Annotated in this window: 12 protein-coding genes; 10 read left to right on the forward strand and 2 right to left on the reverse strand. The window is 54.2% G+C overall.

The features are described 5' to 3' along the window. The first annotated feature begins 7 nt into the window (after positions 1–7). Positions 8–880 carry a TIGR01459 family HAD-type hydrolase gene (locus tag AAC599_RS12580; RefSeq protein ID WP_340150754.1) on the forward strand — a complete coding sequence of 291 codons (873 nt, stop codon included), beginning with the start codon at positions 8–10 and terminating at the stop codon, positions 878–880. A gap of 21 nt (positions 881–901) precedes the next feature. On the opposite strand, the gene AAC599_RS12585 is transcribed toward AAC599_RS12580, so the two are convergent. Both AAC599_RS12585 and AAC599_RS12590 read right to left on the reverse strand, forming a co-directional pair. Beyond that, on the reverse strand, positions 902–1,519 hold the full coding sequence (locus AAC599_RS12585; protein ID WP_340150755.1) for a protein phosphatase CheZ: 618 nt from the start codon (positions 1,517–1,519) through the stop codon (positions 902–904). Beyond that, positions 1,519–1,905: a response regulator gene (locus tag AAC599_RS12590; protein WP_340150756.1), complete on the reverse strand. Its 387-nt coding sequence runs from the start codon at positions 1,903–1,905 to the stop codon at positions 1,519–1,521. Before AAC599_RS12590 ends, AAC599_RS12585 begins: the two co-directional genes overlap by 1 nt. A 246-nt stretch (positions 1,906–2,151) precedes the next feature. On the opposite strand from AAC599_RS12590, the gene AAC599_RS12595 reads away from it, so the two are divergent. From AAC599_RS12595 to mutL, 9 genes are all read left to right on the forward strand, one after another. Further along, entirely contained in the window at positions 2,152–2,583 is a 432-nt protein-coding gene (locus tag AAC599_RS12595; RefSeq protein ID WP_340150757.1) for a MaoC family dehydratase, read from the forward strand. A gap of 27 nt (positions 2,584–2,610) precedes the next feature. After that, complete coding sequence (locus AAC599_RS12600; protein ID WP_340150758.1) at positions 2,611–3,591, forward strand: bifunctional riboflavin kinase/FAD synthetase; 981 nt, start codon at positions 2,611–2,613, stop codon at positions 3,589–3,591. After that, positions 3,566–4,477, forward strand: a complete 912-nt coding sequence (locus tag AAC599_RS12605) for a dienelactone hydrolase family protein (protein WP_340150759.1) — start codon at positions 3,566–3,568, stop codon at positions 4,475–4,477. Before AAC599_RS12600 ends, AAC599_RS12605 begins: the two co-directional genes overlap by 26 nt. Before the next feature lie 291 nt (positions 4,478–4,768). After that, entirely contained in the window at positions 4,769–7,588 is a 2,820-nt protein-coding gene (gene ileS / locus AAC599_RS12610) for an isoleucine--tRNA ligase (protein WP_340150760.1), read from the forward strand. A 5-nt stretch (positions 7,589–7,593) separates the two neighbouring features. After that, positions 7,594–8,067, forward strand: coding sequence for a signal peptidase II (lspA, locus tag AAC599_RS12615; RefSeq protein ID WP_340151007.1), 474 nt, complete (start codon positions 7,594–7,596; stop codon positions 8,065–8,067). Between the two features lie 17 nt (positions 8,068–8,084). After that, the gene (locus AAC599_RS12620) at positions 8,085–8,669 is read left to right on the forward strand and encodes a DUF3035 domain-containing protein (protein WP_340150761.1); all 585 of its coding nucleotides are present in this window, start codon (positions 8,085–8,087) and stop codon (positions 8,667–8,669) included. A 140-nt stretch (positions 8,670–8,809) separates the two neighbouring features. Next, positions 8,810–10,177 (forward strand): pitrilysin family protein, encoded by a 1,368-nt coding sequence (locus tag AAC599_RS12625; protein WP_340150762.1) that lies wholly within the window; start codon positions 8,810–8,812, stop codon positions 10,175–10,177. Between the two features lie 10 nt (positions 10,178–10,187). After that, positions 10,188–11,537, forward strand: a complete 1,350-nt coding sequence (locus AAC599_RS12630) for a pitrilysin family protein (RefSeq protein WP_340150763.1) — start codon at positions 10,188–10,190, stop codon at positions 11,535–11,537. Positions 11,538–11,607: 70 nt separating this feature from the next. Beyond that, positions 11,608–13,443 (forward strand): DNA mismatch repair endonuclease MutL, encoded by a 1,836-nt coding sequence (gene mutL, locus AAC599_RS12635; protein WP_340150764.1) that lies wholly within the window; start codon positions 11,608–11,610, stop codon positions 13,441–13,443. The last annotated feature ends 19 nt before the right edge of the window (positions 13,444–13,462 follow it).

The following is a 13,462-nucleotide window of genomic DNA, read 5'->3' on the forward strand; positions in this document are numbered from 1 at the left end:
TAATTCAATGTCCCCAAAATTTCTGACCGGGCTCGCCGGTATCGCGGCAGACTATGATGCCTTTCTTCTGGATTTATGGGGAGTGGTGCATAACGGCCATATGCCTTATCCTGGCGTACTGGAGTGCATGGCGAAACTGCGTGCAAATGGAAAGCCCCTTATTCTGGTGTCGAATGCGCCCCGGACAAACGATCATGTTATCGCATTCCTGCGTAATATCGGGGTGGAGCGGACTGACTACGATCAAATCCTGACATCCGGGGATATAACGCGGGAAGTTCTGACATGGCGGGAGCATCCGTTCCTGAAAGATAACGGAGAGGCATTTTACCAGATTGGGGCAGTTCGGGACAAAGGGCTAGAAGATGGTCTTGGCTACACCCGCGTCCATTCAGTTGACGCCGCAGATTTTTTGATTTGTACGGGACTTGTCGATGATGAAACGGAGATACCAGAGGATTATCGCAGCCTTCTGATGGAGGGTCTGTCGAGGGATCTGCCGATGCTCTGTGCCAATCCGGATTTAATGGTCATGCGCGGAACAACCACCCATTATTGTGCAGGGGCCATAGCGGCGCTCTATGCCGAGATGGGCGGCCGTGTGGAGCTTTTCGGCAAGCCCTATCCGGAGGTTTACCGCCAAGCAATAAAAAAGCTGGGGGTCAAGGCATCACGAATTCTTGCAGTTGGAGACAGCATGCGGACGGACATCAAGGGCGCACATGCCGCAGGCATTGACAGTGTTCTCGTCTCTGGCGGCATACATGCGGAAGAGTGGGGGCTGCAACCCGGTCAAATACCGACGAAAGACCAGATGAACACGGTGACAGAGCAATATGGAATTGCCCCGAATTACGTGATTGGTCACATGGTCTGGTAGGGAGAGACCTCTTCGGCGCCTTTAGTCAAAAAGGGCGTCGATTTCGGCCTGTGCTTTGCTGCTTTCTTCCTTTGACGGTTCAGCAGGTTTTTTGGATTTTTCTTCGCCAGAGGCACCGTCTTCGTCGAACAGGGAGTCGATATCCTGCTGGTTGACGCCTTCCCCTTCAAGGGCGGGCCCGTTCAGAAGACTTGCGTCCTCATCCTCAACGGAAGTGCCTGCTGCTTTCTGGGCACTATCCATATGGTGTCCCCAGGCTTTGGTAAGCCGTGCCAGATATTCCTCGATATAATTGAGGGTAGATACGACCTTGCTGATTCGCTGGCCGGTAATATCCTGAAAAGAGCAGGCCTCGAATATTTCCATGCAGGCATCGTTCACGACATCTGCATCCGTGACTTTTGCAGACATGATGGCTTCTGTCGCATTCATGATCTGGTTCGTGGCGGTTTCCGTTGCTTCAACGATCGCGTCGAGCTCCTTGCCGGCACGCGGAAGTTTTTCCTGTTTCAGATCATTCGGCCGAATTTCAGCGATTTCAGACCGCGCCGCCGTAATAAAGTTGGCAAGGTCCTGACAATCCTGATGGAGGGAGGTAATTTCCCGCCTTAACTGAGCGACTTCATCCATTTCGGACATTAGAAATCACCCAGAACCGTCGAAATCTTGGTTTTCAATGTGGCCGCATTGAAGGGTTTTACGATGTAGTTGTTAACACCAGCCTTTTTTGCGGCGATCACGTTGTCCGTTTTCGATTCAGCCGTAATCATGATGAACGGGGTGCTTTTCAACGAGTCATCTGCCCGAACTTCCTTCAACAGTTGGTAGCCGGTCATCGGTTCCATATTCCAGTCGGAAATGACAAGCCCATAATTCTTTGTCCGCATTTTTGAAAGTGCGGCCGATCCGTCTGCTGCTTCATCAACCGCATTAAAGCCGAGTTGCTTGAGAAGGTTGCGAATAATACGCAGCATAGTTTTGTAATCGTCAACGATGAGGATCGACATGTTCATATCGACAGCCATGGAAAATTCCTTCTAATTTCCTATAAACACTTTATTCAGACAGGTCGTCGTTCGAAAATCCGCTAACCTATGGGTTGAAGCTTAGGCAGGGAAGCTGAAAAAATGGTTAATATTAGACGCGGATTATGCGAAAACTGACGATATCGCCAAATTCCAGACCCGGAATACTTTGTGAACTCTTGCGCCAGTTCGGATTTTCCTCCTATATAATCCGCGAAATCCGAACGAAAAAAGAATGGGAAACCAATGTCAGTATTTGAAGATTTGCACGGCTATTTTCTGGAAGATCTGAAAGTCGGCATGACCGCGCTCTACGCCAAGACGATCACTGAAGCAGATATCGTTCTCTATGCAGGGGTTTCCGGCGATACGAACCCGGTGCATCTCAATGCGGAGTTTGCCGAGAAGACGATTTTCAAGGAGCGCATTGCGCATGGCATGTTGTCCGCCGGTCTGTTGTCGACGGTGTTCGGAACAAAGATGCCGGGACCGGGGGCAATATACATGAACCAGAATCTCAACTTCAAGGCGCCGGTCTGCATTGGCGATACGGTCGTTGCCAAGGTTACGTTGAGGGAGATAAACGGTAAAAAGGTCACGTTTGACTGCGTCTGCACAATAGGGGAGACAGTTGTGCTGGATGGTGAAGCGACTTTAATGGTATCACGACGATCATAGAACAATAAGAATGACGGATTGCGGTTGATGCGTATTTTACGTGATTATCAGAATGTGCCGGTGGAGTGTCAGGGGCTGGTTCTGGCCATCGGAAATTTCGACGGTGTGCATCGCGGTCACCAGGCCGTTATAGCGGAAGCGCAGGAGATTGCTGATCGCTTGGGCGTCGCTGCCGGGGTCCTGACGTTCGAGCCGCATTCACGTGAATTCTTCGCGCCCGATGCGCCCCCTTTCCGCCTTTCCACTATGGAGACAAAAGCGGCCCATCTGAAATGGCTGGGGCTGGATGTCATGGCGGCGCTCAAGTTCGATCTCGCATTCTCTCAGAAGTCTGCGGAAGATTTTGTCCGGGAAGTCCTGGTGGAGGGCTATAAGGCGGTACATGTCGTCGTGGGTTATGATTTTATTTTCGGCCATAAGAGACAGGGGACGACTGTTGTCCTGGCGGAGCTCGGCAAGAAATACGGTTTTGGTGTGACGGTCGTCGAGCCGGTTGGGGAGGAGACAACTATTTTTTCATCTACGGCAATCCGGGAATGCCTGAAAGCCGGGGAGCCTGGAAAAGCCGCCGCCCTTCTGGGACATTGGTGGGAAGTGGAAGGCGTGGTCGTTGACGGCGACAAGCGAGGCCGGACAGTGGGCTTTCCCACCGCCAATATCCCGCTTGTCGGATATAATCATCCCAAGCTCGGTGTTTATGCGGTTCGCGTCGGGCTGCATCGGGGGACACATGTCGACTGGATTGACGGAGTTGCCAATTTCGGCATGCGCCCGACGTTCGATAAGAAGGATGTTCTGCTAGAAGTTCATCTACTCGATTGGTCCGGTGATCTATATGATCAGAGTATCCGCGTTGCCTTCGTCGATTTTATCCGCCCTGAAATGAAATTCGGCGGTATAGACGAACTGACGGAACAGATCAGTCGGGACATTGAAAAAGCACGCACAATTCTCTCCGATCAATCCAATAGCCAGACCAAATATGCAGACAAGAAGGTTCATAGTTAGACACGCTGTCGCGCTGTTCTTGTGCCTTTTTACGGCCCATTATATAGCGATCCCTGCAGGGGCGAATGAACGGGTACGGTTTCCAAGTCTGGATGGGCAGATGGATATCAATGCGTATCTGTTTAAACCGGAAGGGAGTGGGCCGTTCCCGGCAATTGTTCTTCTTCATGGATGCGGAGGTGCCTTACGGAATGGCATGCTGTCTTCCTTTTATTCCCGATGGGCACGGGATTTCACCGCGCAAGGATTTGTATCACTGGTTGTTGATAGCGCCGGATCGCGAGGTCTGGGTGTTACCTGTGGGGATGTCAAGAAACGTCTCCGAATGTATCGGGAGCGTCCGTTCGATGCCTACGCGGCGCTCGCCTATCTGCAGTCACTCGATGTTGTAATTGACGGACGGATTGGCCTTGTCGGCTGGTCACAAGGAGGCGGCGTGGTTCTTCTCTCTATTGTCAGTTTGAGCATCGCCCGGCCCTCACCTCCGCCGGTTCATGATTTTGCCGCCGCCGCCGCGTTTTATCCAGCCTTGTGCAATGACCGGATTCAATCCAGACCCTTTACCGAGGTTGAGCCCCAAAGCTGGTCTACGGAGATTCCTTTGCTCGTACTGCAGGGTGCAGCGGACAACTGGACTCGGCCGGAGCCCTGCTTGTCGTTCATCGAGGGGGCAGAGCAGCGCGGCAATCCCGTCTCCATCATTCTATATGACGGCGCCTATCACGGGTTCGATGCAGAGAATGTCAAAATCCGGTCGCTGCCTCAATTCACGACGGCGCAAGGTGTAGTACCGATTGTCGGCACCAACGCGCAAGCGCGCGATGCCGCCCGTGTGCATTTGTCAGAATTCCTGATAAGGCACCTGGGACCTGAAAATCAGGAGTAACATGCACTATATTTGCAAAAAGGGCAGTTTTTTGCTGATTACAGTCTTTGATTTCTCGACAGCGGTTGAGGGAGTTGATAAAACACCTGCCATGACTGAATTTCGGACGATCATCGCTGCCGCGCCCTTGCGGGAATCTATTCATGGGCGAATTATGGGCCCGGCCTTTACTCTGTAAGGCCGGGTAACAAAGGTTTGCACCTGATGATCAGGGCCATACCCAAGGATATGCGGCGGATGTCGCCAATTTTCACCACCAGATTGAGATACTGTTAGGATCAGTTCGCCATCATGAGCACTGACTATAAATCGACGCTTTTTCTACCCCGTACTGACTTTCCCATGAAGGCCGGTCTGCCTGCAAAGGAGCCGGGCCTGCTGGAACGCTGGGAGGAAATGGATCTTTTCACCCGTCAGCGGGAGCAATCCAAAGACCGCGAGAAATTCATTCTTCACGATGGCCCGCCATATGCGAACGGCAATCTGCATATCGGCCATGCCATGAACAAGATCCTGAAGGATGTGATCAGCCGGTCGCAGCAGATGATGGGAAAGAACGCCCATTATGTGCCCGGCTGGGACTGCCATGGTTTGCCGATCGAATGGAAGATCGAAGAAAAATACCGCAAGGCCGGAAAAGATAAGGATCAGGTTCCTGTCGTTGAATTCCGCAAAGAGTGCCGCGATTTTGCGACCCATTGGGTGGGCGTGCAGAAGGAGGAGTTCAAGCGCCTTGGAGTTATCGGCGATTGGGATCGGCCCTATCTGACCATGAGCTATGAAGCGGAAGCGCAGATCGCCCGGGAACTCCTAAAGTTTCTAATGAATGGCGGTTTGTACCGTGGATCGAAGCCGGTCATGTGGTCGCCGGTAGAAAAAACGGCTCTTGCCGAAGCCGAGCTTGAATATCACGATCACACTTCCACGACGATCCATGTGCGCTTTCCCGTGAAATCCGGACCGGAAGAGTTTATGGGCGGGTCCATTGTTATCTGGACGACGACTCCCTGGACGATGCCGGGTAACCGAGCCATCTCCTATGGTCCGGATATGGAATATGTCGGGATCGAAGTGAAAGAGGTGGCGGAAGGATCGCTTGCCGTAGTCGGCGAGAAGCTGTTCGTTGCGACCGAGTTACTTGACGAAGTTCAGAAGGAAGTGGGGATAGCCGCTGCCGATGTGATTTGGCGCGGCAAGGGCGACGCGTTCAAAGGCGTTATCTGCCTGCATCCGTTTAACGGTCAGGGATATGACTTCGATGTGCCGTTGATCGATGGCGATCATGTGACTGTGGATGCCGGTACGGGATTTGTCCATACGGCCCCGGGCCATGGTCAGGAGGACTATGAGGTCGGCATGGTCCACGGCATCGAGGTGCCGCATACGGTCGATGAAGACGGGACATTCTATGATCACGTGCCGATGTTCGCCGGCCAGCATGTCTATAAATGTAACGAGGGTGTGGCGGACGAGCTTGAAAAGGTCGGCGCGTTGCTCAAACGCGGCAAGCTCGTTCATTCCTATCCGCATAGCTGGCGGTCCAAGGCGCCGCTAATCTTCCGTAATACCAGCCAGTGGTTCATCTCGATGGAGACGAATGATCTGCGGGAAAAGGCGCTCAAGGCCATTGATGATACGAAATGGTATCCTGCCTCGGGCCGTAACCGCATTCATTCGATGATCGCCGGGCGGCCAGACTGGGTCCTCTCGCGTCAGCGTGCTTGGGGTGTGCCGATCACGGTCTTCACCCATAAGGAAACCGGCGAATTGCTGCGTGATGACAAGGTCAATGCGCGCATTGAGCAGATCATGGAAGAGGAAGGAGCAGATGCGTGGTTTGATTCGCCTCCTCAACGCTTCCTCGGCAATGACTACAACCCCGAAGACTATGATATGGCGATGGACATTCTGGATGTCTGGTTTGATTCCGGCTGTACCCATGCCTTCACATTGGAAGCGCGGCCGGAACTGCAATGGCCGGCATCGCTTTATCTTGAAGGAACTGATCAGCATCGTGGCTGGTTCCATTCCTCCTTGCTCGAATCCTGCGGGACCAGAGGCCGCGCGCCCTATGAGGCCGTGCTGACACATGGTTTCGTGATGGACGGGCAGGGACGGAAGATGTCGAAGTCTCTTGGCAATGTTGTTGCGCCGCAGAAGATCATCGAACAGAACGGCGCGGATATCCTGCGTCTCTGGGTGGTGGCATCTGACTATTCCGAAGATATGCGTATCGGCAATGAGATCGTGAAGGGTCAGGTCGATAGCTATCGCCGTCTTCGCAATACGCTGCGCTTTATCCTCGGAAACCTGGACGGTTGGGAGGAGAGTGAACGGCTGGACGTCAGCGAAATGCCGGAGCTTGAGCAGTGGGTGCTGCATCGGCTTTTCGAGCTGGATAAACTTATCCGAACAAACTGCAACGTTTATGAATTCAGCCGCGTCTTCACGGCGATCCATAATTTCTGCACACTGGAACTATCCGCCTTTTACTTCGATATCCGCAAAGATGTTCTTTATTGCGATGGCGCGGCGGATATACACCGCCGTGCTGCCCGGACAGTGCTGGACCACCTTTTCCATTGTCTGACGGCATGGCTGGCTCCGATGCTGGTCTTTACCGCGGAGGAAACTTGGCTCACCCGCTATCCCGGGGAGGATAGCAGTGTTCATCTTCGTCTCTTCCCGGAAATCCCTGCAGAGTGGGAAAATGGTGCACTTATTGATCGTTGGTTCAGTGTGCGGGCATTCCGTCGTGTGGTAACGGGCGCGCTGGAAGTCGAGCGGCGGGAGAAACGGATCGGAGCCAGCTTGCAGGCTGCGCCGACCGTCCATGTGAGTGAGGAGTATAAAGCACTGCTCGACGGGCTTAACTTGGAGGATATCTGCATTACGTCAGGCATCACGCTCTCAACCGATCCTGCGCCGGAAGGTGCCTTCACGCTTGAGGATGTCAAGGGCGTGGCGGTTGTACCGGCCCTTGCCGAGGGAGAGAAATGCCAGCGGTGCTGGAAAGTCCTAGATGAAGTCGGAAGCCACGAAAAATACGATGATCTTTGTAACCGTTGTGCTGATGTGGTCGATACACTTCCGCTAGAGGTTGAAGCGTGAGTCATATGTTCCGCTTCGGGCTTTTTATTGCGGCGGTCATCATTATCGTTGATCAGGTCAGCAAGCTGTATCTGATCGACTTGATGGCTCGGCATCCCGGCGGCATAGAAGTAACCTCATTCTTTAATCTGGTCATGGTCTGGAACCGGGGCGTCAGTTTCGGCATGTTCGCCGGCGATGATATGCGCTGGATTCTGGTTGCAATCACTGCGGCTATTTCCGTGATTGTCTTCTTTTGGCTTAGAAAAGCCACAAACAGGATGTTAGCTGCGGGCCTTGGTCTCGTTCTGGGCGGGGCAATCGGGAATATCATTGATCGGGTCCGATTGGGCGCCGTTGCCGACTTTTTTGATTTCGACCTGATCTTCATGCGCTGGCCGGCCTTTAATGTTGCCGATATGGCAATTGTTTGCGGGGTCATTGTGATTCTGCTGGAGAACTTGTTTCAGGGGCGCAAATCCGATAAAATGCCGTCATGAGGGAAGGTTTAAAAAAAATGCAACATGGGAAATTCGTCGCCGGGCTGGTGTTGCTGTCCGCTGTTGCGTTGACAGGATGCGAAGGCACCAAACAGGCCCTTGGTCTCTCGGGGAAAAAAGCCCCTGATGAATTCACGGTCATCACCAAGGCGCCGTTGATCATCCCACCGGATTTCTCGCTCCGGCCACCCGTGCCGGGACAGAAGGGTCCTCAGGATATCCTCGCGGAGAATAGTGCGAAAGCAGCACTTCTGGGGGGAATACAAAATACGGCCCCCGTAACGCATGCTGATGCGGTCGCGGCGGGAATCTCAACCGGCGAACTCGCGCTCCTGAGACAAGCCGGCGCAGAGAATGTAGACCCGAACATCCGCCAGATCATTGATACCGAAACCGCCGTACTCGCGGAAAATGATAAAACCTTTTTGGAAAAAATCATGTTCTGGCAGGAACAGCCGCCTTTTGGCACCGTTGTCGACCCCGCAAAAGAGAAGAGACGTCTTCAGGAAAATGCGGCGCTCGGCGAGAATCCTTCTGCAGGTGCCGAGACTCCGATCATTGAGCGGCGCAAAAGGGCATTGCTTGAAGGCTTGTTTAACTAGCGCAGATCGATTCCGATTGGCGTCGGTTTTGGCGTTGCTCGCGAAGAATTCATTACAAAAAATGGCTGTATAGCCTTGTAAATCTCATGCAGGAGTCCTTTATTCAAGGACAACAGTTTTTTGCGACCGGAGGCAGCCAGATGCGCCCGTTACGACCGCTTTTCGTTTTTGCCGTCCTTTTTTGTGTTATTGTAGTTGATAGCCCGCTTCGGGCCTCAGCCGCAGAAGACATTCCCAAGCTATTTGATCCCAAGGTAACGACCCTTGTGAACGGGTTGGAGGTGGTCGTGCTGGAAGATCACCGTGCGCCGGTTGTGACGCATATGGTCTGGTACCGCATTGGCGCGGCGGATGAACAACCGCTTAAATCCGGTATCGCGCATTTTCTGGAACATCTGATGTTCAAGGGAACCAAGAATCTGGAACCCGGTGAGTTTTCTGCGATCGTAGCAGAAAACGGGGGGCAGGAGAATGCGTTCACCTCGCAGGACTATACCGCCTATTACCAGAATGTAAGCGTCGACAAGCTGCCCCTCTTCATGGAGATGGAAGCGGATCGCATGAATAATCTGGTTCTCACCGATGATATTGTCGCGCCGGAATTGAAAGTGGTGCTTGAGGAGCGGTCCCAGCGGACGGATAACGATCCCGGGGCCCTGTTCGGAGAACAATTTGCGGCCGCGCAATTTCTTGCGCATCCATATGGAACTCCGGTGATTGGCTGGCGACATGAAATTGAGAATCTGACAACGCAGGATGCGCTCGACTGGTACAACACATATTACACTCCCAACAATGCCATCCTGATTGTTGCAGGCGATGTGAAGGCGGAAGAGGTCTTTGAACTTGCCGAAAAATACTACGGTCCGATTCCTGCCCGCGACATTCCCGAGCGTGAACGGGTACAGGAGCCGCCGCAGCTCGCCAAGCGCACCATCGAGATGAGCGACAAACGGGTGCGGGAGCCTTCCTGGCGGCAGAGTTATCTCGCCCCGTCTGGCCGCAGTGAAGATCAGGCAAATCTCCGGGCTTTGGAAGTCTTAAGCCAAATACTGGGTGGTGGTGTGACAAGCCGCATATACGGCGATTTGGTCGTGGATCAGAAAATCGCAACAAATGCTGGCGCCTATTACAACTCCGGCTCTTACGATAACTCAACCTTCGTTGTGTACGGAAGCCCGACAGCGGATCACTCACTTGATGACGTAGAGGCCGCCGTTCAGGCAATCATTCAGGATGTGATCGAGAATGGCGTGACCGAGAAGGAACTGAACCGCGCCAAACGGAAACTTCTTGCCGATGCAATTTACGCCCGGGACAGCATCCGTGGGGCCGCTAACATTTTCGGGGGTGCCCTCGCCAGCGGCGAGACGATCGAGAGTATCGTCAATTGGCCACAGCATATTTCCGAAGTTACGGCGAAACAGGTTCAGGACGCGGCCCGCGAAGTATTTGACGAACGGCAATCCGTCGTGGGCCGCCTGACACCCGAAGATGTAAAAAGTTAAAGGACCCATGATGCAACAGGCTTTTCGCGCGTTTGCCGCACCCTTGATTTTTGCTCTGGTGGTTCTTGCCAGCCTCCCGGCAAAAGCGGTTGAAATCCAGAAGATCGAGAGCCCCGGCGGGATAAAGGCTTGGTTGGTTGAAGAGCCATCCATCCCCATCGTGAGTATGAATGTCGCCTGGCGGGGCGGGGCAAGCCTTGATCCGGCCGACAAGGCAGGCCTGGCTTATCTCGCCTCTTCAACAATGGATGAAGGGTCCGGTGACTATGACAGCAAGGCGTTTCAGGAGACGTTGTCGGACTTGGCGATACAACTCGGTTTTGACGCCAGCAAGGACAGCTTTTCCGGCAGCCTTAAAACCCTCACCGAGAATACGGAAGAGGCATTCCGGTTGTTCGGGCTTGCCGTTACTGATCCGCGGTTTGACAGCGAGCCTGTCGAGCGTATTCGTGGCCAGATCATGTCCTCCCTCAACCGGAAACTGTCTGATCCCAACAGTCTGGCAGGACGCGCCTGGTTTGAACTCGCATTTGGCGACCATCCCTATAGCCTGCCATCGGAGGGAACGCTTGAAAGCATGGCCGCCGTGACCCGGGAAGACCTCGTTTCTTTTGCCGAAACGCGTCTTGGTAAGGACAATATGGTGATTGGCGTCGTCGGTGATATCAGCGCAGCGGAACTGGGCCCGCTTCTGGATAAGACATTCGGCACCCTTCCCGAAAAGGCTGGTGTTCCAATTGTTCCGCAGACGACCCCGATCCAAGAAGCTGCCGTCAAGATTATTCCGCAGGAAATCCCGCAAAGCGTTGTTGTCTTTGGAGGGCAGGGCCTGAAGCGGGATGATCCGGATTACTATGCCGCCTATGTGCTGAATTACATCCTCGGCGGAGGCAGCTTCCAGTCACGCCTGACAGAGGAAATCAGAGAGAAGCGCGGGCTGGTATATTCGGTTTATACCTATCTTTACCCCATGAAATCAGCCGGCTTGCAGATGGGCGGGTTCGGCACCAGCAATGCAACGGTCAAGCCCGCGCTTGAGCTTGTGGAAGCGGAGCTGGAACGCATTCGCGCGGAAGGGGTAACAGCGGAGGAACTGGCCGCGGCAAAGACCTATTTGAACGGCTCCTTCCCGTTGAGCCTCTCTTCCAACGATCGCATTGCCGACATACTTGTTGCGATGCAGTTCAGCAATTTGCCGGCAGATTATCTGAATGACCGGCCCAAGCTGATTAATGCCGTCACACAAGAGGATATCATACGGGTGGCGCAGAAACTGCTCGATCCGGACAAGCTGATTGTTGTCGTTGCGGGCCAGCCGGAAAACCTTGAAGCCTCAGGAGTGGGAGTGCAAAAGAATTAGGAGGAGAGCCCTAGGCCCAGGACAGCAATTTTGTTAAAGTCGTTGCTTGGAACTAGCTTGCTGGATCAAAATGCCCCTAAGACGCCTTCCTGAAAATATTGTCAATCAAATCGCCGCTGGCGAGGTGGTGGAACGCCCTGCGTCCGCTGTCAAGGAACTGGTGGAAAATGCGATCGATGCCGGTGCGACGAAAATCGACGTCGTGATGCGCGATGGCGGACGATCCTTGATTACCGTTACGGATAACGGTTTTGGCATGAGCGCTGAAGAGCTGGAGCTGTGTTTTGAGCGCCACGCGACGTCCAAGCTGCCAGATGATGATCTTCTGTTTATCCAGAATCTCGGATTTCGGGGGGAGGCGGTGCCGTCGATTGCCTCTGTCAGCCGTATGACGATTACGTCTCGTCAAAAGGGGGGCGAGAACGCATGGAAATTAAGCGTTGAAGGTGGGCGCAAAGGGCCCATTGCGCCGGACGGAGGGCCGGAAGGAACGCGGGTTGAAGTGCGCGATATATTCTTTGCGACCCCTGCACGGCTCAAGTTTCTGAAAACGGAACGCGCCGAGTTTGGCGCGGCACTGGATGTAATGCGAAGACTGGCCATGGCCTTTCCATCGATTTCCTTCACACTGGCTGATGAGAATCGCACGGCCCTTCGGGTAACCGGTGCAGAAGGCGACCTGTTCGATAGCTGGCTCGGTCGGCTGGGCGCGATCATGGGGCGGGATTTTGCTGAGAATGCCATCCGGATTGAGGCGGAGCGGGATGGAATCAAGCTCGCGGGCTATGCCGGGGTGCCAACCTTTAACCGGGGAAATGCGATGATGCAATTCATGTTCGTGAATGGACGCCCGGTCCGGGACAAATTATTTACCGGGGCCGTTCGCGGGGCCTATATGGATCTGCTTGCCCGGAACCGCCATCCGCTTCTGGCTCTTTTTTTGGAGCTGCCGCCGGATCAGGTGGACGTGAATGTTCACCCTGCGAAAGCGGAAGTGCGGTTTCGCGATTCCGGCGGTGTGCGCGGCCTGATCGTCGGCGCGCTCCGGCATGCGCTTGCCGAAAACGGCCATCGCGCCTCTTCGACGATTTCCGGACAGGCGCTGGGGGCGTTTCGCCAACAGAACACTCCCTTGCCGCTTCAGTCGCCAAGCCGGCCCGCCAGCAATTGGGGGCGCTGGAACGAGGCTATGCCGCAACATTCCTCGCCGGGTCTCGCCGAAGCCAGCGCCGAATTTCAGGCGCCTCTGGACACATCCAGTCCGCCAATGGCAAGGCGCGCCGAAGAAACGCCAATGCAGCAGGAAGCGGCTCGTGCTCTCGAGGATTATCCGCTCGGGGCCGCCCGAAGCCAGCTACATGAGACATATATCGTGGCTCAGACGGCCAACGGCCTTGTGCTGGTGGATCAACATGCCGCGCATGAACGGCTGGTCATGGAGCGTATGAAGAAGCAGTTATCGCAAAAGGCGGTTGCGCGGCAGATGCTCCTCCTCCCCGAAGTGGTGGAACTCGATGAAATTTCGGCCAATCGACTGGCGGAACGTGCAGAGGAACTTGCGGAAATGGGGTTGCTGCTGGAACCGTTTGGGGTTGGGGCAATCGTGGTGCGGGAAACCCCCGCCATGCTGGGTGAGTGCAATATCAAGGGTCTGGTTCAGGATCTCGCGGATGATCTGGGGGAGCTGGATACAGCCCTTTCCCTGAAGGACCGGCTGGACGATGTCTGCGCGACCATGGCTTGTCATGGGTCAGTACGCGCCGGTCGGCGGTTAAGTATTGAAGAGATGAATGCACTTTTACGCGAAATGGAGGTCACCCCGCACAGCGGCCAGTGCAATCATGGTCGCCCGACTTACGTAGAACTCCAACTCGGCGATATTGAAAAACTGTTTGGACGGCGCTAGAACCGTTCCCGGTAACCCA

The organism is uncultured Sneathiella sp., assembly GCF_963976355.1.
GTDB lineage: Bacteria > Pseudomonadota > Alphaproteobacteria > Sneathiellales > Sneathiellaceae > Sneathiella.

What these genes read in the sequence shown, in the direction of transcription:
- AAC599_RS12580 (WP_340150754.1), top strand. Translation starts at nt 8, where the DNA reads ATGTCCCCAAAATTTCTGACCGGGCTCGCCGGTATCGCGGCAGACTAT.
- AAC599_RS12585 (WP_340150755.1), bottom strand. Translation starts at nt 1,519, where the DNA reads ATGTCCGAAATGGATGAAGTCGCTCAGTTAAGGCGGGAAATTACCTCC.
- AAC599_RS12590 (WP_340150756.1), bottom strand. Translation starts at nt 1,905, where the DNA reads ATGGCTGTCGATATGAACATGTCGATCCTCATCGTTGACGATTACAAA.
- AAC599_RS12595 (WP_340150757.1), top strand. Translation starts at nt 2,152, where the DNA reads ATGTCAGTATTTGAAGATTTGCACGGCTATTTTCTGGAAGATCTGAAA.
- AAC599_RS12600 (WP_340150758.1), top strand. Translation starts at nt 2,611, where the DNA reads ATGCGTATTTTACGTGATTATCAGAATGTGCCGGTGGAGTGTCAGGGG.
- AAC599_RS12605 (WP_340150759.1), top strand. Translation starts at nt 3,566, where the DNA reads ATGCAGACAAGAAGGTTCATAGTTAGACACGCTGTCGCGCTGTTCTTG.
- ileS (WP_340150760.1), top strand. Translation starts at nt 4,769, where the DNA reads ATGAGCACTGACTATAAATCGACGCTTTTTCTACCCCGTACTGACTTT.
- lspA (WP_340151007.1), top strand. Translation starts at nt 7,594, where the DNA reads ATGTTCCGCTTCGGGCTTTTTATTGCGGCGGTCATCATTATCGTTGAT.
- AAC599_RS12620 (WP_340150761.1), top strand. Translation starts at nt 8,085, where the DNA reads ATGCAACATGGGAAATTCGTCGCCGGGCTGGTGTTGCTGTCCGCTGTT.
- AAC599_RS12625 (WP_340150762.1), top strand. Translation starts at nt 8,810, where the DNA reads ATGCGCCCGTTACGACCGCTTTTCGTTTTTGCCGTCCTTTTTTGTGTT.
- AAC599_RS12630 (WP_340150763.1), top strand. Translation starts at nt 10,188, where the DNA reads ATGCAACAGGCTTTTCGCGCGTTTGCCGCACCCTTGATTTTTGCTCTG.
- mutL (WP_340150764.1), top strand. Translation starts at nt 11,608, where the DNA reads ATGCCCCTAAGACGCCTTCCTGAAAATATTGTCAATCAAATCGCCGCT.